Consider the following 23,773-nt stretch of genomic DNA (forward strand, 5'->3'; position numbering starts at 1 on the left):
TCCACACTCTCCACACGACCGATGACGATGACGAGAACTTCCATCGAGGGGAGATCGCACGCCTTCATCCCTGGCGGGCGTGGAGGCGGGGGTCGACCGGGAGCGACCCGGTAGTGCCTCAGCCCCGGTGCTGCTGCTTGATGCGGTTCGTGAGCTCGGTGACCTGGTTGTAGATCGACCGGCGCTCCGCCATCAGCTCACGGATCTTGCGGTTGGCGTGCATCACCGTGGTGTGGTCGCGGCCGCCGAACTGCTGACCGATCTTGGGCAGGCTCATGTCCGTCAGCTCGCGGCAGAGGTACATCGCGATCTGCCGTGCGGTCACGAGGACGCGCGAGCGCGAGCTGCCGCACAGGTCGTCGATCGTGAGCCCGAAGTAGCTTGCGGTCTGCCCGATGATCGCCGCGGCCGTGATCTCGGCGGTGTCGTCGTCGGTGATCAGGTCCTTGAGGACGATCTCGGCGAGTGCAAGGTCGACCTGCTGCCGGTTGAGGTTCGCGAACGCGGTGACGCGGATCAGTGCGCCCTCGAGCTCGCGGATGTTGGTGGAGATCTTCGAGGCGATGTACTCGAGCACGTCGTGCGGCGCCTGGAGGTTCTCGCTGCCGGCCTTCTTCCGCAGGATCGCGATGCGCGTCTCGAGGTCCGGCGGCTGGACGTCGGTGATGAGCCCCCACTCGAACCGCGACCTCATGCGGTCCTCGAACCCGTTGAGCTGCTTGGGCGGCAGGTCGGAGGTGATGACGACCTGCTTGTTCGCGTTGTGGAGCGTGTTGAACGTGTGGAAGAACTCCTCCATCGTCTGTTCCTTGCCCTGAAGGAACTGGATGTCGTCGATGAGGAGGACGTCCACCTCGCGGTAGCGCCTCTGGAACGCACCGGCGCGGCCCTCGCCGATGGAGTTGATGAAGTCGTTGGTGAACTCTTCCGAGTTCACGTACCGCACCCTGATCCCTGAGTAGAGCGACTGCGCGTAGTGCCCGATGGCGTGCAGGAGGTGGGTCTTGCCCAGCCCGGAGTCGCCGTAGATGAACAGCGGGTTGTACGCCTTGGCGGGCGCCTCGGCGACAGCGACGGCTGCGGCGTGGGCGAACCGGTTCGAGGACCCGATGACGAAGGTCTCGAAGAGGTACTTGGGATTGAGCCGCGCCGGCTCGGCGGGCGGCCGGCTCGAGGTGGGCCGCGCGGGGGCGCGGTCCTCGGGACGGGGTCCGGTGTCCTCGAGGTCGCCTTCGGCTGCGGAGTCCGGGCGGCGGACGGTGCCGAGCCGGTACCCGTCGTCTGCGGTGCGCGCGGGCTCGGCGTCGTCGAGCGCCGGGTCGACGGTCACGGCGAACCGGGCGTCCCTCTCGAGCACGGCGGTCAGGGCCCGTGTGATCTCCGTGCGGACGCGGGACTCGAGGTAGTCCTTCGTGAAGTCGTTGCCCACGGCGAGCAGCACGGTCCCGTCGAGCAACCCCATGGGTTCGGCCAGGCGGATGAACGCCAGCTGCTGCGCGCTCGTCGCCGGGTCGCGCGAGATGAGGTCGATGGCGGTGGCCCACACCTCGGCGATGGGGTCGTCCTGTGCTGGCACTGAGGGGCTCCTGGTCTGCGCTGCGCGAGGCGTCGTCCGCGAGAAGTCTCGCACGGTGAACCGTGATCCACACAGTTGTCCACAGACTGTGCGTGCAGGTCCGCCGCACGGGACGGGGACGTGAGGGACCCGGTCTGTCCACAGAGTTGTGCAGAGCTGTGGGTGCAGCCGATCATCCTGCCTCGGTGTGTCGGCGGCACGATTCGGCCGGAAGGGTGGATCCTGGAGAGTTGTGGTCGCCCCGCGCGAGCGAGACGTGTGGTTTGACCCCCGCGTGCCCTCCGCGTACCGTTGCACAGCCGTTCGTGACGGCTCTTGTCAGCGTGCCCGTGCATCGCCCGCCGGCCTGGTCCCCGACCGAGGCCAGTGCTGGGCGGAGGTGTGGGTAGGAGCCGCCCGACCGTACCGAGTGTCCGCCGACCAGGCGGTGACCTGAACCGAACCAGTGGAGTCCGACGTGTCGAAGCGCACCTTCCAGCCGAACAACCGGCGTCGAGCCAAGACCCACGGCTTCCGGCTGCGCATGCGCACCCGGGCCGGCCGCGCGATCCTCGCCGCTCGCCGGCGCAAGGGTCGGTCCGAGCTCTCCGCCTGAGCGCGGGTGCTTCCCGCACCCCTGCGACTGCGCCGGTCCGAGGACTTCGCGCATGCCGTCCGCAGGGGTGCCCGGGCAGGCCGTGACACGCTCGTCGTGCACTGCGTGAGGACCCACGGGCCCGACGGGCTCGTGGGCTTCGTCGTCGCAAGGTCGGTGGGCAACGCGGTCGTCCGGAACAAGGTCAGACGGAGGTTGCGAGGCGTGGTGGTCGAGCACAGCGACGCCCTGCCCGGTGGTGCGCACATCGTGGTGCGCGCCCTGCCCGCTGCCGCGACCGCGCCGTACGCGCGCCTGCGTGACGACTACCTCTCGGCGCTCGGCACGGCGGTGCGCCGCGCGCGTCCTGTCGACGGCGACGCGTGATGACCGCGGCCACGGCCGGGAGGTCGTTCCCGAGGCGAGGCCTCGAGCTCGTACGCGCCGTGCCGAGGCTGCTCCTCGTCGCACTCATCCGCGTGTACCAGACACTCGTGTCGCCGATGACGGGCCCCAGCTGCCGCTACTACCCCTCCTGCTCGCAGTACGCCCTGGTCGCCGTCCAGCGCCACGGTGCCCTCCGCGGGAGCTGGCTCGCCGGGCGACGGCTGCTGCGCTGCCACCCCTGGAGTCCGGGCGGTGTCGACGACGTGCCTCCGGCGAAGGTTCCTGATGCAGGTGCTCGTCCCCAGCGCTCGACCGAGCACGCGACCGACCCAACGAGGAGCTCCACCCGATGAGTTTTCCCGACAACATCCTCTGGCCGCTCATGGTGGCGGTCGCGTGGATCATGGTGCAGTTCCACAAGCTCACCAGCACGCTGTTCGGCCTCGACGAGGCGTCCGGCCTGTCGTGGGCGCTGTCGATCGTCGGTCTCGTGATCGTCATCCGGATCCTGCTCATCCCGCTCTTCGTGAAGCAGATCAAGGCGTCACGCGGCATGCAGCTGCTTGCGCCCGACCTGCAGAAGATCCAGAAGAAGTACAAGGGGAAGACCGACCCGGCCTCTCGCGAGGCGATGAGCCGCGAGACGATGGAGCTGTACCGCAAGCACGGGACGAACCCGTTCTCGTCGTGCCTGCCGATCCTGGCGCAGTCACCGATCTTCTTCGCCCTGTTCCGGGTGCTCTACCAGCTCACACCGCTGGCCGAGGGTCGCTACGCCAACGGTGACGTCACTGCGATCGGTCCGCTCACGCAGGAGCTCGCTCAGCAGGCGAACGAGGCGACCATCTTCGGTGCGGACATCTCGAGCTTCTTCCTCCAGGAGGGCGCGAGCACCCAGACCCGCATCGTGACCGTCGTCCTGATCATCCTGATGTCGGCGACGACGTTCTTCACCCAGCGCCAGCTGACGCAGAAGAACATGCCGGCGACCGCGCTCCAGGGACCGATGGCGCAGCAGCAGAAGATGCTGCTCTACCTGCTCCCGGTGATCTTCGCCGTCTCGGGCGTGAACTTCCCGATCGGTGTGCTCATCTACTGGACCACCACGAACCTGTGGTCGATGGGTCAGCAGTTCTACGTCATCCGACGTAACCCCACCCCTGGCTCGGAGGCCGAGCGCATGCTCAAGGAGCGCCGGGCACGCCGGGCGGCGGCACGTGGGCAGGTCCTCGAGGAGGAGAAGCCCGCGATCGAGGAGAAGCCCCGCGGGCAGCGCCCGCAGCCCAAGCGCAAGGACCGCGCGAAGGGTGTCGGTGGTGCGCCGAAGCCCGGGGACGCGTCACCGACCGAGCCCGCTCCGTCGGAGGCCGACGCGTCGGAGCCCGCGGCGCCTGCCGAGCCCCAGCGTCCGGGCGACGGGGCTCAGGCCCCGGCCCCGCGCAAGAAGAAGAAGCCACGTCCCGACGGCGGGACGGGTAGCGGCGATGCGCCGAAGCCCCGCCCCTGACCTTGCAGCCCCCGAGGAGACCCCGATGACCGAGAGCACGCCGGCGCAGGACGCGTCCGACACCCCGACCCTGAAGCGTCTCGAGGAGGAGGGTGAGATCGCGGCGGACTACCTCGAGGAACTGCTCGACATCGCCGACCTCGACGGCGACATCGACATCGACATCGACCACGGACGGGCGGCTGTCGAGATCGTGGCGGAGCCTGGATCCGAGCGAGCTCTGCGGCGCCTCGTGGGTCACGACGGTGAGGTTCTCGACGCGATCCAGGAACTGACCCGGTTGGCCGTGCAGACGCGCACGGGTGACCGCAGCAGGCTCATGCTCGACATCGCTGGTTTCCGCGCCGCCCGGCGTGCGGAGCTCGCAGAGGTCGCCCGCTCGGCGATCGCGGAGGTCCGGGCGTCCGGCTCCTCGGTGTCGCTCGACCCGATGAACCCGTTCGAGCGCAAGGTGGTCCACGATGTCGTGGCCGAGGCCGGGCTCGTGAGCGACAGCGAAGGTGTGGAGCCTGAACGCTACGTGGTGATCCACCCGGCCTGAGCTGGGTCAGGACGACGACGGCGAGCTCCCCGGGGAGCTCGCCGTCGTCGTCTTCCGACGTTCCACGTGAATCATGCGTCCCGTCGAGCAGGAGGATCGGGCGCCTCTGACGGTCGATGGAAGGGTTCACCAGGGGGCTGGGCGAGCCGAGGTCCGCGGGGGACGTGCGCCGCGGGGGTAGATCGAACGTGGAGCGCTCCCTCGTTGCCGGCACCGTCCGTGAAGAGCACGTCCACGGACGGATGTACGTCGGGTTCGTGACGTGTGGCCTCCGCCGATCCGTGGACCGGGCTCTCGGGATGGCGTAGGACCGAGGTCGGGCCAGACGGTCGGCCCGAGGGCGCGGGGGTAGCGTCACCCCGATGTTTCACGTGGAACAGGAGCCGCGAGCGAGACGCAGAGGCCCGTTCGCGGGGTGCGTCGTCGATCCGTACCGACAGAGGGCTGGCTCGCCTGGGCCTCTTCACGACGCGACTTGAGGACCGGGGTCGGGCGACCCTTCGTGTTCCACGTGGAACGAAGGCGCCGCGGCTCCTCGGCCAGTTGGATAGGAGGCGCTCGGACACGGTGAGCGACAGAGCTGCGCGCGCACGTCTCGTGCACCAGGGGGACGTGGCCACGCTGGCGGTGTGGGACGTACCAGGGCTGGCAGTTCAGTAGCGGACCAGCAAGGGGGGGAGCTGTCGCAGGCGACGAAGTGCACTCATGTGTCGCCTGGCAAGGATGTTCGGCTGTCACCTTGACCGCCGGTGCTTCAACGGGCGCTCTGTCAGTCATGCGTACGACTGGGTGTGCGCTTGGCTGCGCGGCGGCACCTGATGGCCTCGCCGCCGACGTAGGAGCCTCCGTGGCGTGCGGCCGTAGGTGCGTGCAGCATGGGCGACGGTCGATCCAGTGCGGCGCGGCTCGACATTGGGGGGCGCGGCTGCTCGAGGTCCCACGCCCGTCCACGGGGCCCACTGCGCGCACGGTCGTCGTCGTCCCCAGATGGGCAGATCGCGCGTGCACGTGCTGTCGTGCTCCCGTCCGTGAACGCGGCCTGTGGCCGCAGGCGCAGCGCAGCCGCCGGCGACCGCAGCGGCACCCTTGGGCCCCGTCGCTGGTTCCACGTGGAACGTGGTTTCACGTGGAACGGAGCATGTCCGTACGGTGGGGGAGTGGAGACGCACACAGGGCACATCACCAGCGGGTCCGAAGGAGGCGCGGCGAGCCCGGCGACTGCAGAGATCGAGGAGTACCTCGGGGCGAGGTACGCGGCGGTGCGCTCGTACGCGGACCTGCTCACCGAGCACGGTGTGGTGCGGGGTCTCATCGGACCCCGTGAGCTCCCGCGCCTCTGGGAACGGCACATCCTCAACTCGGCTGCGGTGGCCCAGTTCCTGCCGTCCGAGGGCACGGTCGTCGACGTCGGATCGGGAGCGGGGCTCCCGGGTCTTGTGCTCGCCGCCATGCGACCCGACCTCGACGTGGTGCTCGTCGAGCCGATGCTGAGGCGCGTCACGTGGCTCGAGGAGGTCGTCGAGACGCTCCGTATGAGCTCTGTTCGAGTGGTGCGCGCGCGTGCCGAGGAGCTCCACGGGAAGCTCTACGCCGAGGTGGTCACGGCACGAGCGGTGGCGCCGCTCGACAGGCTCGCCGGATGGACCTTGCCGCTGCTGCGCAAGGACGGGGTTCTGCTCGCGCTCAAGGGTGATCGGTCCGCCGAGGAGCTCGCAGCGGCCCACGAGACACTCGGACGCCTGGGTGCGGGGACGGGAGAGGTTCTCGAGGCAAGGACCCTCGAGGGCCTGGGTGCGACCTCGGTGGTCCGCGTGCGTAGGACGGCGCCCGAGGTGCCGCGGCGCGAGGAAGGCCGGTCGCGACCACGCGTGCGCCGTCGACGGCGCTGAGGCGGACGCGCGCGGGCGAACTACGGGTGTGCGCTCGCCGGGGCGGTACGGAGGAGCGCTGCAGCAGTGGCAGGATGTGTGCGCACGCGATGACGGGAGACCTGGTGGAGCAGCACGACCGAGCGCGGGACGACTTCGTTCCACGTGAAACGTGGTCCGACGACGAACGCCGGGAAGCGATCATCCAGAGCCTGCCCGCCGTCGACGACTCCACACCGCTCGCGGCCCAGCTTGCGGCGGACGCGCGTCGGCGGATCGACCTCTCGGGTCGCCGCTTCCCGCGTCCCGAACGCACCCGGGTGCTTACGATCGCCAACCAGAAGGGTGGCGTGGGCAAGACGACGACCACCGTCAACCTGGCGGCTGCTCTCGCGCAGGCCGGGCTCAACGTCTTGGTCATCGACAACGACCCTCAGGGCAACGCGTCGACGGCCCTGGGTGTCGACCACCGCGCTGGTACGCCGTCCGTCTACGAGGTGCTGGTCGAGGACGAGGACCTGGCCGCGGTCGTGCAGCCGACGGAGCGCGTCCCACGGCTGTGGTGCGCTCCCGCGACGATCGACCTCTCGGGGGCGGAGATCGAGCTCGTGTCGCTCGTGGCCCGCGAGAACCGTCTGCGCAACGCGATCGAGGCGTACCTGGACGCCCGTGCCGCCGCGGGGGAGGACCGCCTCGACTACGTGTTCATCGACTGTCCTCCGAGCCTGGGCCTGCTCACGGTGAACGCCTTCGTCGCCGCTCGCGAGGTGCTCATCCCGATCCAGTGCGAGTACTACGCGCTCGAGGGTCTGAGCCAGCTCCTCAAGAACGTCCAGCTCATCAAGAACCACCTCAACCCGGCGCTGCACGTCTCGACGATCCTCCTGACCATGTACGACGCCCGGACGAACCTCGCCCAGCAGGTGGCCGCCGAGGTGCGCGAGCACTTCCCCGAGCAGACCCTGCGGACGACCGTGCCCCGTTCGGTCCGGATCTCCGAGGCCCCGAGCTACGGACAGACCGTGATGACGTACGACCCCGGCTCCACAGGCGCGTTGTCCTACCTCGCGGCCGCACGTGAGATCGCCGAGCGCGCCGCGACCGCCGCGGTGGCCCAGTCGACAGGTACGACGACGGAGGAGAGCTGATGGCCGAGAAGCGCCGGGGACTGGGCCGCGGACTCGGGGCGCTGATCCCGAACGCCCCGAGCGGAGACGCCCGTCCGGTCGACGTCTTCTTCCCGGGAAGCACCGCCGTCCCAGCCCAGCAGGAGAGTCCGGCGACCGAGGAGCCGGGACAGGACGGGCGCGACGTCGCATCCACCGACGACGCACGCCAGCCTGCACCAGCGTCGTCGTCGGCCGAGCCTGCGTCGTCAGAGCCGGCGGCGTCGGGGGACGCCGGGCCGGGTGCTCCGGACGAGAAGCAGGTGGGTTCGGACGCGGTCGAGCTCGTCCCGGTCCCCGGCGCCCACTTCGCCGAGCTTCCCGTCGACGCGATCCAGCCCAACCCTCGTCAGCCGCGCACGGTGTTCGACGAGGAGGCGCTGGCCGAGCTGGTCGGCTCGATCCGCGAGATCGGTGTGCTCCAGCCCGTCGTGGTGCGCAAGGTGCCCGGGAGCGGCGACGAACCGGCCTACGAGCTCATCATGGGGGAGCGTCGCTGGCGCGCGACCCAGGAGGCCGGCCTCGCTCGTATCCCGGCGATCGTCCGCGACACGGACGACGCCGACCTCCTTCGCGACGCACTGCTCGAGAACCTCCACCGCAGCCAGCTCAACCCCCTCGAGGAGGCCGCCGCCTACCAGCAGCTCCTCGACGACTTCGACTGCACGCACGAGGACCTGGCCCGGCGCATCCACCGGTCGCGGCCGCAGATCTCGAACACGCTGCGCCTGCTGCGCCTCCCGCCGCTGGTCCAGCGCCGCGTCGCAGCCGGCGTCCTCTCGGCAGGCCACGCCCGGGCGCTGCTCGGCCTGCCTGACGCCGCCGCGATGGAGCGCCTGGCGCAGCGGATCGTGGCCGAGGGCCTATCCGTGCGCGCCACGGAGGAGATCGTGACGCTCGGTGGCGAGCCCGAGCGTCCGACCCCGGCACGTCGCCCACGCCCGGGGGACCGGAACGCCGCCCTGGACGACCTGGCGTCGAGGCTCTCGGATCGTTTCGACACCCGGGTCAAGATCGCCCTCGGCAAGAGCAAGGGCCGCCTGACGGTCGAGTTCGCATCTGTGCAGGACCTCAACCGGATCCTCGAGGTCATCTCACCCGAGGACCCTGGCCTGCTGCGCTGACGCGTACGCACGGTCAGGAGCGCAGCGCGTTCTCCACGAGCGCTCGGTACAGCGCGCCCAGGTCGTGGCCCGCGGCGACCGCGGCCTGGGGCAGCAGCGACGTCTCGGTCATCCCGGGGGCCGTGTTGACGTCGAGCATGTGCGGGGTCCCGTCCGCGGTGAGGATCATGTCGGTGCGCGACAGGTGGCGCAGCCCGAGAACCTCGTGCACACGGACCGCCGCCTCGGCGACCGCGGTAGCGGCGTCCGCGTCGAGACGGGCCGGGACGAAGTACTCCGTGCGCCCGGGCGAGTACCGGGCGTCGTAGTCGTACGGACCGTCCGTCACGAGCTCGACCGCGGGCAGCGCCTGGGGCCCGGCGCCCGTGTCCACCACGCTCACCGCGAGCTCGACACCGTCGACGCCCTGCTCGATCAACGCGGTGTCGCCGTAGGCGAAGGCGTTGACCATCGCGCGCGGGAGGTCGCCTGCCTGGCGCACCACGGTGACACCGAGCGCCGAGCCGCCCTTGGCAGGCTTGACCGCGAGCGGGAGCCCCAGCGCCTCGAGCACCGTGTCGAGCACCCGCGGCGCACCGAGCTCGCGGAACAGGCTCTGCGGCAGCGTCACGAATCGGGGTGTCGCGATCCCCGCGCGGCCCGCGATCGTCTTGGCGACCGGCTTGCTCCAGGCGCAGCGGCTCGCCCGTGGATCCGCCCCCACGTAGCGGACCCCGACCATCTCGAGCACGTCACGCACCGACCCGTCCTCACCGCCCGCGCCGTGGAGCAGGGGCCAGACGACGTCGGGACCTACCTCCCGGAGCGTGCCCAGCAGGTCCGCGTCGACGTCGTGGACCTGGACGTCCACGCCCGATCCGCGCAACGCCTCTGCGACCCGACGCCCCGAGCGCAGCGAGACGTCGCGCTCGTGCGAGAGGCCTCCGGCGAGCACCAGCACCTGGGGGCTCATGCGAGGTCCGGACCGGGCGACTCGACGATGCGACCCTCGCGCGCGGCGGCCGTGCCGAAGATCTCGACCAGCTCACGCTCGGCCTCGACCACGCCCGCGAGCCGGCGCACCCCCTCGCGGATGCGCTCGGGCGTCGGATAGCAGAAGGACAGTCGCATGTGGTCCGCTCCCTGACCGTCGGCGTAGAACGCGGTACCCGAGACGTACGCGACCAGCGCCGTGATCGCTCGGGGCAGCATCGCCTGGGCGTCGAGCCCGTCCGGGAGCCGCACCCAGGTGTAGAAACCGCCCGCGGGTACCGTCCAGGTGGCCTCCGGCATGTGCTCGGCGAGCGAGCCGATCATGGCGTCGCGACGCTGCCGGTACATCTCGCGGTACACCTTGATCTGGTTGCGCCAGTCGTGGTGGGCCAGGTACTGCGAGATCGCGAGCTGCGACGCGTTCGAGGGGCACAGGATCGCGGACTCGCTCGCGAGCACGAGCTTCTCGCGCACCGCGTGGGGTGCGACGGCCCAGCCGACGCGGTAGCCGGGCGCGAAGGTCTTGCTGAACGAGCCGAGGTAGATGACGCCGTCGTCCTCCATGGAGCGCATGGCCGGCAGCGGGTCGCCGTCGAAGCCCAGCAAGCCGTAGGGGTTGTCCTCGACCACCAGCACACCGTGGCGCCGCGCGATCTCGAGCACGCGCGGCCGGCGCTCGAGGCTCAGCGTCACGCCGGCCGGGTTGTGGAAGTTCGGCACGCAGTACAGCAGCTTCACCGTGCGTCCCTCGGCCGCGAGTCGCGTGAGCGTCTCGTCGAGCGCCTCCGGGACCAGCCCGTGCTCGTCGAGGGGCACGTGCACCACGTCCGCCTGGTACGCACGGAAGACACCGAGCGCCCCTACGTACGACGGCGCCTCGGCCACCACCACGTCGCCCGGGTTGACGAACAGGCGTGTGACGAGGTCGAGCGCCTGCTGCGAGCCGGTCGTGACCACGACGTCGTCCGGGTGCGCCTCGATGCCCTCGAGACGCATGACCTCGAGGATCTGCTCGCGCAGCGTCTCGTCGCCCTGGCCCGATCCGTACTGGAGGGCCGTGGTGCCGCGCTTGAGCACGAGCTGGTAGGCCGACTCGGCGAGCGCGTCCATCGGGAGGCCGTCGAGGTTGGGCATCCCGCCCGCGAGCGAGACCACCTCGGGACGGTTCGCGACGGCGAAGAGCGCGCGGATCTCGGAGGCGCGCATGCCGTGCGTGCGGTCGGCGTAGGCGCCGAGCCAGGGGTCCAGACGGGTCCCGGCGGCGGGCTGGGCGGGGTGGGCGGCGCTGCCGGGGGCAGGTGTCACCCGCCCCGTCGGCTCGCCGTTCTCGGGAGTCATGCGCCCGAGTCTGCCACGCAGACGACGGGGCCCGTCGCGCCGCTCCGGCAGGAGGACGCGACGGGCCCCGTCGCAGGAAGGCGTCGACTCAGAGGACGGACTCGATCTCCGTCACGAGGGCCGGCTTGGGGCGCGCGCCCACGATCTGCTTGACGAGCTCGCCCCCCTTGTAGATGTTCAGCGTGGGGATCGACGTGATGCCGTAGGCCGCGGTGGTCTGCGGGTTGTCGTCCGAGTTGAGCTTCGCGACCGTGATGCGGCCCGCGTAGGTCTCGGAGAGCTCTTCGAGGATCGGCGCGACCTGGCGGCAGGGCCCGCACCACGGGGCCCAGAAGTCGACCAGCACGGGGACGTCCGACTTCAGGACGTCGTCGGCGAAGCTGGCGTCGGTCACGGTGACGGTGCTCACAGGGTCTCCTCGATCTTCTCGGGCAGGTGTGCCGGGTCGGGTGGCGTCGTCGCGTGGACGAGGTCCGCCAGGTAGTGCTGGGCGTCCAGGGCCGCGGCGCAGCCCGTGCCGGCGGCCGTGATCGCCTGCCGGTAGACGTGGTCGACGAGGTCGCCGCACGCGAAGACGCCGTCGAGGTCGGTCGCGGTGCCGCGGCGGCCGTCACCGCCCGCCAGCACGTAGCCGTCCGCGTCGAGGGCCACCTGACCCACGAGCAGCTCGTTGCGCGGGATGTGGCCGATCGCGACGAACAGGCCCTGGGCGGGCAGGTCGCGCTCGGCACCGGTGACCGTGTCGCGCAGCGTCACGCCGGTGACCTTGTCCTCACCCAGGATCGCGACGACCTCGCTGTTCCAGGCGAACTCGATCTTGGGATCGGCGAACGCGCGGTCGGCCATGATCTTCGAGGCGCGCAGCTCGTCGCGACGGTGCACCATCGTGACCTTGCGCGCGAACCTCGTGAGGAAGGTCGCCTCCTCGACCGCCGAGTCGCCGCCGCCCACGACGACGACGTCCTGGTCACGGAAGAAGAAGCCGTCGCACGTGGCGCACCACGAGACCCCGTGGCCGGAGAGCCGCTTCTCGTCGGGCAGCCCGAGCTCGCGGTACGCCGAGCCGGTCGCGAGGATCACGGCCCGTGCCGTGTAGGTCTCGCCGTTGCCGGTGCGGACCGTCTTGACGGGACCGGTGAGCTCGAGCTCGACGGCGTCGTCGTAGACCACCTGCGCACCGAAGCGCTCGGCCTGCTTCTGCATGTTCTCCATGAGCTCCGGGCCCATGATGCCGTCGACGAACCCGGGGAAGTTCTCGACCTCGGTGGTGTTCATGAGCGCGCCGCCGGCCGTCACGGCACCGGCGACGACGACGGGCGCGAGGCCCGCGCGCGCGGCGTACACGGCCGCCGTGTAGCCGGCCGGGCCGGACCCGACGATGACGAGATCTCTGGGCTCGGTCAAGGTGTGTCGCCGTCCTCGTGCTCGGGGAGGGGACGCGTGCGGGGCTCAGCCCGGGGTGTCGTCCCGTGGGTTCGTCTGCCTCAACAGATCCTAGGGCGCACGTGTTCCCGGTGCGGCCGCCTCAGGGACCGGCGACGGAGACCTCGCGGAGCTCGATCCGGTTGCTGCCGTCGGCGGTCTGGGGCAGCTCGGTCCACCAGAGCACGATGCTCGAGGCCCGGACCGGTTCGGCGAACGTGAGCACGGTGTCCGGCCCGACGGGACCCGACGCGAGCACGTCGCCCTCGGTGGGCGTCGCCGGGTCGGTCGCGCGCACCTCGACGTTGCCCCCCGAGCCCGCGACGTCGAGCGTGACCGAAGCGACCATCGTGGGTTCGGCCAGCGTCAGCCCGTAGCCGATCCCCGCCTTCATCCCGTACGTCGCGGAGGCGTACGTGCGGGAGAACCAGAACGTCTCCGGGTCGCCGTCGATCGCGCGGTCGACGGCCTCGGGGTGCTCGTTGTTGTCACCGTTGGGGGGCGGGTCGATCTGCGTGGCGGACGCGATCGTGGGCGGGACCGGCGGCTCGTCGGTGGTCTCGGGCGCGGCCTCGCCCTCGCCGTCACCCTCGGGCTCCTCGGGCTCCTCGGGGGCAGGGCTCTCGACCGTGTCCGTCACGTCCCCGAACCCGTCGCTGCCGCCGATGGGTGGCAGCGGCGCCGTGATGCGGCTGACCGCGACGACGACGGCGATCACGAGCGCGAGGAGGACGAGGCCGAGCACCCAGGGCGTGGGATCGAACCGGCGCGTCGCGACCTCGGGGACCCGTGCGAGCGTGCCCGCCCCTCCGGCGCCCGCACCGGCAGCGGCCGGTCGCGGGTCGGCCACGGACCGAGGGGCCCGGGCGGATGCACCTCGGTCGGTCGGTGCCGGAGCAGCGGCCGTGACGAGCGGCAGGGCCGTCGTGTCCGAGTCCGGTCCCGAGGCGGGGGTGGCGCCCTTCGTCGACGCCGACGTGACGGGGGGCCCCGCGGGCGGCGCCTCGTCGGGCTTCGCGGCGGCCCCGCGGCCCGCCGGCGCGGCGGCGACGGCCCCCGCCGCGACGCCCACGCGCGCGTAGGGCGTCGTCGGCGCAGCGCGCAGCGCGGACGTGGAGGAGGGCACCGCACCAGGGTAGGTCCCGGCCGGACGCCGTCGGGCCGGCGTCGGAGGGCGGACGTAAGGTGCCGAGGTGACCAGCACCGGCACCCCTGCGGGTGCGCCTCCCGCGACGTTCACGCTCACCCACCGGCAGATCCTCACGATCCTCGGCGGCCTGATGCTGGGCATGTTCCTGGGTGCACTCGACCAGACGATCGTCGCGACCGCGGTGCGCACCATCGGGGACGACCTCAACGGCCTGTCGCTCCAGGCGTGGGTGACGACGGCGTACCTGATCACGTCGACCATCTCGACGCCGCTGTACGGCAAGCTCTCGGACCTCTACGGCCGCAAGCCGCTGTACCTCGCGGCGATCGCGCTGTTCCTGCTCGGGTCGCTGCTGTGCGGCACGGCGGGGTCGATGTACGAGCTCGCCGCCTACCGCGCGGTGCAGGGCCTGGGCGGCGGCGGGCTCATGTCGCTCGCGATCACGATCCTCGGTGACCTGCTGAGCCCGCGCGAGCGCGCCAAGTACCAGGCGTACTTCCTCGCGGTGTGGGGCACGTCGTCGGTGATCGGGCCGATCATCGGTGGCTTCCTCGCCGGCAGCCCGTCGCTGCTCGGGCTCACGGGGTGGCGCTGGATCTTCCTCATCAACGTCCCGCTGGGCCTCGCGGGGATGCTCGTGATCACGCGCGTGCTCAAGCTGCCGCCCGTGCCGCGCCGGCAGCACCGGATCGACTGGCCGGGGGCCGTGGCGCTCGTCGTCGGGCTCGTGCCGCTGCTGCTCGTCGCCGAGCAGGGCCGCGACTGGGGCTGGGGCTCGGGTCGCGCGCTCGGCGCCTACGCGCTGGGCGTGGTGGGGCTCGCGCTGTTCGTGCTCGCCGAGCGACGCGCGGGCGACGACGCCCTGCTGCCGCTGCGACTGTTCCGCATCCGGACCTTCGGCACGGCGGCGCTGATCAACCTGGTGATCGGCACGGGGCTGTTCGGCGGGATGGCGGTGCTCCCGCTCTACCTGCAGATCTCGCGCGGCATGTCGCCCACGGCCGCCGGGCTCGCGCTGCTGCCGCTCACGCTCGGGATCATGACGGCGTCGGTGGTGTCCGGGCAGACCGTCGCGCGCACCGGCCGCTACCGGCGCTTCCCCGTGCTCGGGACGGCGCTGCTGACCGTGGGCGCGGTGCTGCTGAGCGGGTTGACGGCGGGTTCGTCGTTGGTCGACGTGGGCGCGCGCTCGGTGGTGTTCGGGCTCGGGCTGGGCTTCTGCATGCAGCCGCTGGTGCTCGCGGTGCAGAACGCCGTGCCACCGCGTGACCTGGGCACCGCGACCTCGGCATCCCTGTTCTTCCGGCAGATGGGCGGCACGCTCGGCACCGCGGTGTTCCTGTCGATCCTGTTCACGAGCGTGGGCGACAGGATCCGCTCAGCGCTCACCGACGCGCTGGGGACCGAACCCTTCCGGGCCGCGCTCGCCGACGACGCCGTGGTCGCCGACCCTGCGAACGCGCCGGTGGTGGACCTGGTCAACGGCACCGGCGGCGTGCCGTCACTCGACGACTCGTCGTTCATCGGGGCCCTCGACCCGCGGCTCGCGGTGCCGTTCACCGAGGGCTTCGCGCAGAGCACCAGCCTGGTGCTGATGAGCGCCGCGGCCGTGATGCTCGTGGCGTTCGCGCTCTCGTGGCTGCTGCCGGCGGTGCCGCTGCGCCAGACCTCGGGCATCCAGGACCGCCTCGACGCCGAGTCCCAGGGCGCCTGACCCCGCCGGGGCCTCAGCCCCAGACCAGGCCCTGACCCGGCTCCTCGAGCACGGCGGCGACGTCGGCCAGGAACCGCGACCCCAGGCCGCCGTCGATCAGGCGGTGGTCGAACGACAGCGCTAGCTGCGTCACGTGCCGCTTCTTGATCTTGCCCTTGTGCACCCACGGCTGCTCACGGATCGCCCCGAACGCCAGGATCGCCGACTCCCCCGGGTTGAGGATCGGCGTGCCCGTGTCGATCCCGAACACGCCCACGTTCGTGATCGTGATGGTCCCGTCGCTCATGTCCCCCGGTGTCGTGCGCCCGGCCCGCGCGGTCGACGTGAGGTCCGCGAGCGCGAGCGCGAGGTCGTGCAGGCTCAGCCGGTGCGCGTCCTTGATGTTCGGGACGATCAGCCCCCGCGGGGTCTGCGCCGCGATGCCCAGGTTCACGTAGTGCTTGTAGACGATCTCCTGCGTCTCGTCCTGCCAGCTCGCGTTGACCTCCGGGTGGCGCCGCACCGCGAGCAGCACGGCCTTCATCGCGATGAGCAGCGGCGTCACACGCACGTCGGCGAACTCACGGTCCTCGCGCAGCCGGCTCACCAGGCGCATCGTCTTGGTGACGTCGACCGTGTGGAACACCGAGACGTGCGGGGCGGTGAACGCGCTCGACACCATCGCCTCGGCCGTGCGCTTGCGCACCGACTTCACCGGCACGCGGGTCGCGCGGCCGTCCTGCGTCACGGTGCCCGACGCGAGCCACGGCTGGTCGTCGCTCGCGTACGTCGCGAGGGTCTGCGGCTCGTTCTCCTTGCTGCGCGCGAGCACGTCCTCGCGCGTCACGATCCCGCCAGGACCCGTGGGGCTCACCGTCGCGAGGTCGACGCCCAGGTCACGCGCGAGCTTGCGCACCGGGGGCTTCGCGAGGATCACGTTCCGCTCACCCGACGACGATGTGCTCGCACCTCGGCCGTTCCCGTTCGGCCCCCCGGCCGACGACGGCGATCCAGCGACCGCGCCCCGGCCCGCGGACCCGCCCGACGACGGCGCGTCGTTCCCGACCCCCGGCGTCCCGCCGGGCGGCGTCTCCTCGGCGCCGTCCGCCACCGGGTCCCCCGCCGGCCGCACAGCTGCGGCCTCGTCCGCCGCCGACGCGCGGTCCGCCGGTCCCGCGCGGCGGGCCCGCCGCGCGGTCGCGTGCTCAGGCACGCCGTAGCCGACGAGCACCGCACCACTGCCCCCACCGGAACCCGAGGCGACGTCGTCGGCGGCCTGGCCGCCCACGTCCTGGGCAGCGGGACCGGCCTCGCCACGCGGCGAGGGCACGACGTCGTCGGCCGCGTCCGTCACGCCGCCCTCGGGGGCGGGCGCCGGGCCGGCCTCCGGATCGGTGTCGATGACGATGATCGGGGTGCCGACCTCGACGGTCGCGCCCTGCTCGACCAACAGCTCGTGCACCGCGCCCGCGTACGGGCTCGGCAGCTCGACCAGCGACTTCGCCGTCTCGATCTCGAGCAGCGGCTGGTTGACGGTCACGCGCTCGCCCACGGCGACGCGCCACTCGACGATCTCGGCCTCGGTCAGGCCCTCGCCGGCGTCGGGGAGTCGGAACTGCTCGAACCTCGGCACTGGTGGCTCCTCGGTGCGGTGGTCGTGGTCGGGTGTTCTGGCCGGGCCGGTCGGGACGTCAGGTCACGTCGTCGGCCCCGTCGCGGGCGTCAGTGCGCGAGCGCGCGGTCCACGGCGTCGAGCACGCGGTCCAGGCTCGGCAGGTAGTCGTGCTCGAGCCGCGCGACCGGGTAGGGCGTGTGGAAGCCGCCCACCCGCAGCACGGGTGCCTCGAGGTGGTAGAAGCACTCCTCGGTGATGCGGGCGGCGAGCTCGGCGCCGCTGCCGTAGGAGACGGGGGCCTCGTGCACCACGACGCAGCGGCCCGTGCGGCGTACCGACGCGGCGACGGTCGCGGTGTCCATGGGCGAGATGCTGCGGAGGTCCACCACCTCGATGCTCGTGCCCTCGGCGGCCGCGGCCTCGGCGGCCCGCAGCGCGGTCGCGACCGTCGGTCCGTACGCGACCACGGTGACGTCCGTGCCCTCGCGCGCCACGCGGGCGCCGTCGAGCCCGCCGCCCGTGGTGAGGCTCGTGTCGACGTCGCCCTTGTCCCAGTAGCGACCCTTGGGCTCGAGGAAGATCACCGGGTCGGGTGAGGCGATGGCCTCCTGGATCATCGTGAAGGCGTCCGACGGCGTCGCGGGCGAGACCACGCGCAGGCCGGCGGTGTGGGCGAACAGCACCTCGGGCGACTCGCTGTGGTGCTCGACCGCGCCGATCCCCCCGCCGTAGGGGATGCGGATCACCACGGGCAGGCTGATGCGGCCGCGCGAGCGGTAGTGCACCTTGGCGAGCTGGGTGGTGATCTGGTCGAACGCGGGGAAGACGAAGCCGTCGAACTGGATCTCGCACACCGGCCGGTAGCCACGCATCGCGAGGCCCACCGCCGTGCCGACGATGCCGGACTCCGCGAGCGGCGTGTCGACCACGCGGTCCGGGCCGAAGTCCTTCTGCAGCCCGTCGGTCACCCGGAACACCCCGCCGAGCTGGCCGATGTCCTCGCCCATGAGGAGCACCTTGGGGTCGTTCTCGAGCGCGCGGCGCATGCCGTGGTTGAGCGCCTTGGCGAGCGTGAGGCGCTCGGTGGTCGCCGTCGTCGTCCCGGTCATCGCGTGCCCTCCTCGACGAACAGCGCCTCGTACTCGGCGAACCACGCGCGCTCGGCCTCGACCCCGGCGTGCGGGGTCGCGTACACGTGCTCGAACATCGAGCCCGACGACGGCGCCGCCATGGCCCGGACCTCGCGGCGCAGACGCTCGCCCAAGGCCTCGCCCTGCGCCTCGACCTCGGCCAGGAACTCGCCGTCGAGCGCGCCGAGCTGCTCGAGGTGCAGCCGCAGCCGGTCGATCGGGTCGCGGCGGCGCCACTCCTCCTCCTCGGCGGCCGAGCGGTAGCGCGTCGGGTCGTCCGACGTGGTGTGCGCACCCATCCGGTAGGTGTACGCCTCGATGAAGGTGGGGCCGCCGCCGGTGCGCGCCCGCTCCAGCGCCTCGGCCGTCACGGCGTAGCAGGCGAGCACGTCGTTGCCGTCGACGCGCACGCTCGGCACCCCGAACCCGCGGCCGCGCTCGACGATCGGCACGCGCGACTGCTTGGTGGTGGGCTCCGAGATCGCCCACTGGTTGTTCTGGCAGAACAGCACGAGCGGCGCGTTGTTGACGGCCGCGAAGACGAAGGCCTCGTTGGTGTCGCCCTGGGCCGTGGCACCGTCGCCGAAGTAGGCGACGACGGCGGTGTCGCGCTCGGGGTCGCCTGTGCCGACCAGACCGTCGCGCTGGACGCCCATCGCGTACCCGGTGGCGTGCAGCGTGTGCGAACCGATGACGAGCGTGTACAGGTGGAAGTTGTGCTCGGCCGGGTCCCAGCCGCCGTGGTCGATGCCGCGGAACTGGCGCAGCACGTCGACCATGTCCACGCCGCGCACGTGGGCGACGCCGTGCTCGCGGTAGGACGGGAACACGTAGTCCTGCCGGGCCATCGCGCGGCCCGAGCCCACCTGCGCGGCCTCCTGGCCGAGCGCCTGCGGGAAGAGGCCGAGCTCACCCTGGCGCTGGAGGCTCGTGGACTCGGTGTCGAAGCGCCGCACCAGCACCATGTCGCGGTAGAGCTCGCGAAGGGCGGCGGCGTCGAGGTGCGCGACGCGGGCCTCGAGGTCGGGGTGGGCGTCGGGGTCCGCTCGGTGCCCGGTGGGGCTGAGGAGCTGGACGAGGTCGGGCTCGTTCACACGGGTCCTTCCGGGGGTCCGGGGGTGCCGGGACGGGAGCGGCAGGCCAACTTACGTCAGCGTAGGCTACGGCTCCGTAGGTTGTGGGGTGCTTGGTCCCACAAACCTCCGGGCGACACCGTTGTACGCACCCTCCAACGCTCTTCCCTCGCGCGCACCCTGTCCACCCGGACCCCTTCCGCCGAGATCGGGCGTTCTGTCGCTCGGCACGGCCGGGAAGCGACGGAAAGGCCGATCTCGGCGGTAGCTCAGGGCTGGGCGGGGTCAGCGCTTGGGCCAGGTCCAGGCGGGGCCCTCGAAGCGGAGCCGGCCCTCGACCGACGTCGCGGCGCCGGTGCGCGACAGCTCGACGAGCTCCGCCTCCGGTCGCAGACCGCGCACCAGCTCGGCCGAGTGCGTCACCACCACCACCTGGCTGCGCTCGCTCGCCGAGCTGATCAGGGCCGCGAGCGCGGGCACCAGGCTGGGGTGCAGGCTGGACTCGGGCTCGTTGAGCACCAGGAGCGACGGCGGTCGGGGCGAGAGCAGCGCGGCCGCGAGCAGCAGGAACCGCAGCGTGCCGTCGGAGAGCTCCGCAGCGCCGAGCGGTCGCCGCAGGCCCGGCTGGTGCAGGGCGATGCGGCACACGCCGTCCTCGTCCACCGGGATCGAGAGGTCGGCACCGTCGAAGGCCTCCGCGACGGCGTTCGCGAGCAGCGCGCCCGCTCCCACGCGCTCGATCGTCAGCAGGGCTGCGGCGAGGTCCTCCCCTCCGGGTGCGAGCACCGGCGTGAAGGTCGCGACGCCGGGACGCCGGGCACCCGCTTGGGCGTCGGTGCGCATGTGGTCGTAGAAGCGCCAGCCGGTGGCCTGCTGCCGGATCGCGTAGAGCTCGGGGGTCTCGGACGGGTCCGCGAGCGCGGCCATGAGCGACTCGTGCGCGGCGAGCTTCCAGTCCGCGGTGCGCCACACGCCGTCGTCGTCCCGGGTGCGCACCCGCGGACCCTTGCGGTCCGCGACCAGCGTCGCGGGGCGGAGCACGGGCCCGGACCACACGGCCTCGACCTTGACCTCCGGGTCGAGCGGGAACGGCCCGCCCTGCGGGAGGCCCAGATCGATCGCGTACGACAGGTCGTCGCTCGCGAACCCCAGCCGCATCGCGACGCTGCCGCGCTCGCGCGGGCCCGCGTGCAGGGCGGACTGCATGCCGCCCTCGAGGGCGAGCGTCGAGATCGCGCCCTCGCGCACCAGGTCGGCGAGCAGGCGCAGCGAGCGGTAGATGCTGGTCTTCCCGCTGCCGTTCGGGCCCGTCACGACGGTCAGGTCACCGAGCTCGAGCGTGAGCTCCCGCAGCGAGCGGTACCCCTCGACCGCGAGCGTCCGGATCACCCGTGCACCGTACCGACCACCACCCGCCCGCGAGCCGGGCCCGTCGATCGGGGCCCGGCCGCGGGGGTCACTCAGGCGCTCGTCGTGAGCGCGGGCTCGAGGCGCTCGGCTGGGGTGCCCTGGCCGGGGGTGGCCTCGTCCGGGGTGCCCTGGTCCGGTGCGAGCTGCCCGGCCGAGGCCGCCTCGAGGCGCGGTGCGCCGACCCGCGTGAGCGCGACGGACAGCGCCGTCAGGGCGAGCAGCCCCGCGAGCGCGGCCAGCCCCGCCGTCGGGCTCGTGGTCCAGCGGTCCTGGAGCAGGAACAGCGCCGAGACGGTGCACGTCGGCACGCCGAGCCACACCAGGAACCAGCCGGTGAACCGGCCCAGGTCGAAGCCGGCCACCTGCGTGCGGCCCAGGCCGAGCAGCACGAAGAACAGCGACCACATGACGGCCCAGGTCGCCCAGATCACGGCGAACACCGGGTCGGTGCCGATCGACAGCACCGCGTGGTACCCCGCGATCGCGGCGACGAACGCCGAGTACCACCCGAAGCCCTGCGGCTCGATCGAGTACAGGATCTGCAGCCCGAACCACAGGTACGTGAACCCGAACAGGTAGCTCGGCCAGGTCGCGTTCAGCACGGCCGGGTCGCTGCCGTGCTGGACCAGGATGATCGTCGGGAGCACCACCTGTACGGCGCCGACGAAGAGGTTGAGCGGCGCCGCGCTGCGGGCCGGGACGACGCCGAGCGAGCTCAGCCCGTTGACCAGCAGCACCACACCCACCAGGAGCAGGCCGACGTTCCCCATCAGCGGGACACCAGCTCGACGAACTGCTCGGACGTGATCACGGGCGCGAAGAAGTTGCTGATCCGCTCGAACGTCGCCGGCTCCTGGCTCGGGTGCTGGGCGCCCGTGGCGTCGCCGATCACGATCGGGAGCAGGCCATGGTCGCGTGCCAGGCGCGCGTTGCCCTCGATGCACCAGTCGAGGTGGATCCCGGTGATCACGACCACCTCGACGCGCTTGCGGGCGAGCTCGAGGGGCAGGTCCGTCCCCACGAACGCCGTCTGGAGCGCGCGCTCGTAGAGCTCGTTGTCGCCCGGCTCGACGAGCTCGCGCAGCTCGTCGACCAGGGCGTCGTCCCACGCGATCTGCTCGGGCGTCGCGTCGATGTGGCCCGTCCACGACGAGTACTGGGCGCGGTCGAAGTCCGTCTGCGGGTAGCCGTCGCGGAAGATCGAGTACCCGATCCAGTTGAAGGACACGAAGTTCGGGGCGCGGCGGGCGGCCTGCACCGAGCGCACGGTCGCCTCGAGGCTGCCGCGCACAGCGTGGGCCTCGTGGTACTGCGCGCCGCCGGGCCGGTAGAGCGAGTTGGACTGGCTCACGGACAGGAACGCCGCCGGGCGGCTGAGCACCTCGCGCAGGTCGAGCTTGCGCCAGTGCTCGGGAAGCGGCGGGATCGACGCGTGGTTGGTGGGCGGGAAGTCCGCGGCCTCGGCGGGAAGGGGTGCGGGCTCGAGCGGCGTGGTGCGGGTGGTGTCGACGACGGTCATGGTCGGTCCTCTCGTGGTGGCGCCCGGGCGGGCGGACAGGCGGATGGCACAGCGGGTACGGGGTCGGCACGGTGCGCGTGCACGACGACGGCGCGGCTCGGGCACGCGGCAGGGCCACGGCACCGTGCGTGCGACGGAGCGAGGGCCGCGCGCAGGCGGGACCTCGGGGCGGAGTCACGGCCGGGCGACGGGCGCGCGCGGCGGCGACTCAGGGGGTGACCAGGCCGGGACGGACGTCAGCGGCTCAGGTCACGGCACCGCACGCCGTCGTCGGCGTGGGGTGGCCCGCTCGTGCGGGACTCAGCAGGGCATTCGACAGGAGGCGACGGCAGGTCCGGTCGCGCGTGCGAGCCGGACGACGGCGCGCGACGGCGCGTCGGTCAGGTGCTCCCCTGCGGTGCTCACGGTCGGACCGTACTCGCGCGCATCCACGCACCGGAACCCCGCGTCCCGCGCTCCGAGACGCGTGGCGGCACCCGGCACGCGCGCGGGGGCGGCCCGCACCCGTGCCGCCGCGGTCAGGTGGTCGGCCAGGCGGAGGTGACGTGCAGGACGGCGTCGTTCGCGGCCGGCTCGCCCACGCTGATGCGCAGGCCCTCACCCGCGAACGGGCGCACGAGCACGCCCTGCGCGGCGGCGTCGGCCGCGAGGTCGGCCGTGCGGGCACCCGTCGCGAGCCACACGAAGTTGCCCTGCGCGTCGGGCACCGTCCAGCCCTGAGCACGCAGCCCGGTCACCAGCCGCTCGCGCTCGGCGACGACGGCGTCCACGCGCTGCGCGAGCTCGTCGGCCGCCTCGAGCGACGCGAGTGCCGCGACCTGCGCGAGGTGGTTCACGCCGAACGGCGTCGAGGCCGTGCGGATGCCCCGCGCGACCTCGGGGTGCGCGAGCGCGTAGCCCACGCGCAGGCCCGCGAGCCCGTACGCCTTGGAGAACGTGCGGAGCACGACGACGTTCGGGTGCGACGCGAGCACGGCGCGACTGTCGAGCGGGTCGGCCTGGCGCACGAACTCGACGTACGCCTCGTCGAGCACCACGAGCACGTCCTGCGGCACGGCCGTGAGCAGGTCGAGCACCTCGGTGTGGTGCAGCGCCGGGCCGGTCGGGTTGTTCGGGGTGCACAGCATGAGCACACGCGTACGCGGCGTGACGGCGTCGGCCATGCGCTCGAGGTCGTGCCCGCCGTGCGCGTCGAGCGGCACGCGCACACCGACGGCACCCTGCAGGCCCACGAGGATCGGGTACGCCTCGAACGAGCGCCACGCGTGGACCACCTCGTCGCCCGCGTCGCACACGGCCTGGAGCACGTGCCCCAGCACCGCGACCGAGCCGGTACCGGCGACCACCTGTGCGGGTTCGACGCCGTGGCGGCGCGCAAGGGCACCGACCAGCTCGGTCGCGAACATGTCCGGGTAGCGGTTGAGGTCGCCCGCTGCGCGCTCGACGGCGGCGCGCACCGAGGGCAGCGGCGGGAACGGGTTCTCGTTGGAGGACAGCTTGTGCGCCGAGGCGCCCTGCGGGCGGGCGCCAGGCACGTAGGCGGGGATCTGCTGCACGGCCTGCCGCAGCGGCGGCACGGGGGAGGTCGTCACGCGCTCAGGATGCCACCGTGCACGTGTACCGCCCATGCACCGCCGCCGACGACGTCGTGCCGCTCACCCGTGCGCCCCGGGCACCTGCGCGCCGGCGCCCGTTCGTGGAAGCATGA

22 protein-coding genes are annotated in these 23,773 nt (G+C 72.2%); 9 read left to right on the forward strand and 13 right to left on the reverse strand.

Going from position 1 to position 23,773, the window contains the following annotated elements:
• Positions 1-118 precede the first annotated feature (118 nt).
• Complete coding sequence (gene dnaA, locus GXB85_RS10960; protein WP_161917691.1) at positions 119-1,576, reverse strand: chromosomal replication initiator protein DnaA; 1,458 nt, start codon at positions 1,574-1,576, stop codon at positions 119-121.
• Between the two features lie 457 nt (positions 1,577-2,033).
• Between dnaA and rpmH the strand changes: the two genes are divergently transcribed.
• The 8 genes from rpmH to GXB85_RS11000 all read left to right on the forward strand — a co-directional run bounded on the left by rpmH (position 2,034) and on the right by GXB85_RS11000 (position 8,743).
• Positions 2,034-2,171, forward strand: coding sequence for a 50S ribosomal protein L34 (gene rpmH / locus GXB85_RS10965; protein WP_013885212.1), 138 nt, complete (start codon positions 2,034-2,036; stop codon positions 2,169-2,171).
• A 6-nt stretch (positions 2,172-2,177) separates the two neighbouring features.
• Positions 2,178-2,537 carry a ribonuclease P protein component gene (gene rnpA, locus GXB85_RS10970; protein WP_161917692.1) on the forward strand — a complete coding sequence of 120 codons (360 nt, stop codon included), beginning with the start codon at positions 2,178-2,180 and terminating at the stop codon, positions 2,535-2,537.
• Positions 2,537-2,890, forward strand: a complete 354-nt coding sequence (gene yidD, locus GXB85_RS10975; RefSeq protein WP_161917693.1) for a membrane protein insertion efficiency factor YidD — start codon at positions 2,537-2,539, stop codon at positions 2,888-2,890. The genes rnpA and yidD overlap by 1 nt, the downstream gene beginning before the upstream one ends.
• Positions 2,887-4,044 (forward strand): membrane protein insertase YidC, encoded by a 1,158-nt coding sequence (gene yidC, locus GXB85_RS10980; protein ID WP_161917694.1) that lies wholly within the window; start codon positions 2,887-2,889, stop codon positions 4,042-4,044. Before yidD ends, yidC begins: the two co-directional genes overlap by 4 nt.
• Positions 4,045-4,069: 25 nt before the next feature.
• Positions 4,070-4,585 carry a R3H domain-containing nucleic acid-binding protein gene (locus GXB85_RS10985; protein WP_161917695.1) on the forward strand — a complete coding sequence of 172 codons (516 nt, stop codon included), beginning with the start codon at positions 4,070-4,072 and terminating at the stop codon, positions 4,583-4,585.
• 1,157 nt (positions 4,586-5,742) lie between these two features.
• Positions 5,743-6,474: a 16S rRNA (guanine(527)-N(7))-methyltransferase RsmG gene (rsmG, locus tag GXB85_RS18255; protein ID WP_370524175.1), complete on the forward strand. Its 732-nt coding sequence runs from the start codon at positions 5,743-5,745 to the stop codon at positions 6,472-6,474.
• Positions 6,475-6,578: 104 nt separating this feature from the next.
• Positions 6,579-7,601 carry a ParA family protein gene (locus tag GXB85_RS10995; RefSeq protein WP_370524176.1) on the forward strand — a complete coding sequence of 341 codons (1,023 nt, stop codon included), beginning with the start codon at positions 6,579-6,581 and terminating at the stop codon, positions 7,599-7,601.
• Positions 7,601-8,743, forward strand: a complete 1,143-nt coding sequence (locus GXB85_RS11000; protein ID WP_161917697.1) for a ParB/RepB/Spo0J family partition protein — start codon at positions 7,601-7,603, stop codon at positions 8,741-8,743. The genes GXB85_RS10995 and GXB85_RS11000 overlap by 1 nt, the downstream gene beginning before the upstream one ends.
• Positions 8,744-8,756: 13 nt before the next feature.
• Here GXB85_RS11000 and GXB85_RS11005 read toward each other — a convergent pair whose 3' ends face one another.
• The 5 genes from GXB85_RS11005 to GXB85_RS11025 form a co-directional block, all read right to left on the reverse strand.
• Entirely contained in the window at positions 8,757-9,695 is a 939-nt protein-coding gene (locus GXB85_RS11005) for a D-alanine--D-alanine ligase (RefSeq protein ID WP_161917698.1), read from the reverse strand.
• Positions 9,692-11,053 carry a PLP-dependent aminotransferase family protein gene (locus GXB85_RS11010; RefSeq protein ID WP_161917699.1) on the reverse strand — a complete coding sequence of 454 codons (1,362 nt, stop codon included), beginning with the start codon at positions 11,051-11,053 and terminating at the stop codon, positions 9,692-9,694. Before GXB85_RS11010 ends, GXB85_RS11005 begins: the two co-directional genes overlap by 4 nt.
• 88 nt (positions 11,054-11,141) lie before the next feature.
• Positions 11,142-11,462, reverse strand: a complete 321-nt coding sequence (gene trxA / locus GXB85_RS11015) for a thioredoxin (protein WP_161917700.1) — start codon at positions 11,460-11,462, stop codon at positions 11,142-11,144.
• On the reverse strand, positions 11,459-12,457 hold the full coding sequence (gene trxB, locus GXB85_RS11020; RefSeq protein ID WP_161917701.1) for a thioredoxin-disulfide reductase: 999 nt from the start codon (positions 12,455-12,457) through the stop codon (positions 11,459-11,461). The genes trxA and trxB overlap by 4 nt, the downstream gene beginning before the upstream one ends.
• A gap of 121 nt (positions 12,458-12,578) precedes the next feature.
• Positions 12,579-13,601, reverse strand: coding sequence for a hypothetical protein (locus GXB85_RS11025; RefSeq protein WP_161917702.1), 1,023 nt, complete (start codon positions 13,599-13,601; stop codon positions 12,579-12,581).
• A 67-nt stretch (positions 13,602-13,668) separates the two neighbouring features.
• On the opposite strand from GXB85_RS11025, the gene GXB85_RS11030 reads away from it, so the two are divergent.
• On the forward strand, positions 13,669-15,339 hold the full coding sequence (locus GXB85_RS11030) for an MDR family MFS transporter (protein WP_370524177.1): 1,671 nt from the start codon (positions 13,669-13,671) through the stop codon (positions 15,337-15,339).
• Positions 15,340-15,352: 13 nt separating this feature from the next.
• On the opposite strand, the gene GXB85_RS11035 is transcribed toward GXB85_RS11030, so the two are convergent.
• From GXB85_RS11035 to hisC, 7 genes are all read right to left on the reverse strand, one after another.
• Positions 15,353-16,951 (reverse strand): dihydrolipoamide acetyltransferase family protein, encoded by a 1,599-nt coding sequence (locus GXB85_RS11035; protein WP_161917703.1) that lies wholly within the window; start codon positions 16,949-16,951, stop codon positions 15,353-15,355.
• 89 nt (positions 16,952-17,040) lie between these two features.
• Entirely contained in the window at positions 17,041-18,042 is a 1,002-nt protein-coding gene (locus tag GXB85_RS11040) for an alpha-ketoacid dehydrogenase subunit beta (protein ID WP_161917704.1), read from the reverse strand.
• Positions 18,039-19,157, reverse strand: a complete 1,119-nt coding sequence (gene pdhA / locus GXB85_RS11045; protein WP_370524178.1) for a pyruvate dehydrogenase (acetyl-transferring) E1 component subunit alpha — start codon at positions 19,155-19,157, stop codon at positions 18,039-18,041. The genes GXB85_RS11040 and pdhA overlap by 4 nt, the downstream gene beginning before the upstream one ends.
• A 264-nt stretch (positions 19,158-19,421) precedes the next feature.
• Entirely contained in the window at positions 19,422-20,525 is a 1,104-nt protein-coding gene (locus tag GXB85_RS11050; RefSeq protein ID WP_161917705.1) for an AAA family ATPase, read from the reverse strand.
• A gap of 71 nt (positions 20,526-20,596) precedes the next feature.
• Positions 20,597-21,316, reverse strand: a complete 720-nt coding sequence (locus tag GXB85_RS11055; RefSeq protein ID WP_161917706.1) for an AmiS/UreI family transporter — start codon at positions 21,314-21,316, stop codon at positions 20,597-20,599.
• Positions 21,316-22,065, reverse strand: a complete 750-nt coding sequence (locus tag GXB85_RS11060) for a cysteine hydrolase (RefSeq protein WP_161917707.1) — start codon at positions 22,063-22,065, stop codon at positions 21,316-21,318. The genes GXB85_RS11055 and GXB85_RS11060 overlap by 1 nt, the downstream gene beginning before the upstream one ends.
• 518 nt (positions 22,066-22,583) lie before the next feature.
• Positions 22,584-23,693, reverse strand: a complete 1,110-nt coding sequence (gene hisC, locus GXB85_RS11065) for a histidinol-phosphate transaminase (protein WP_161917708.1) — start codon at positions 23,691-23,693, stop codon at positions 22,584-22,586.
• Positions 23,694-23,773: the final 80 nt, after the last annotated feature.

Source organism: Cellulomonas sp. APG4 (genome assembly GCF_009996735.1).
Classification (GTDB): domain Bacteria; phylum Actinomycetota; class Actinomycetes; order Actinomycetales; family Cellulomonadaceae; genus Actinotalea.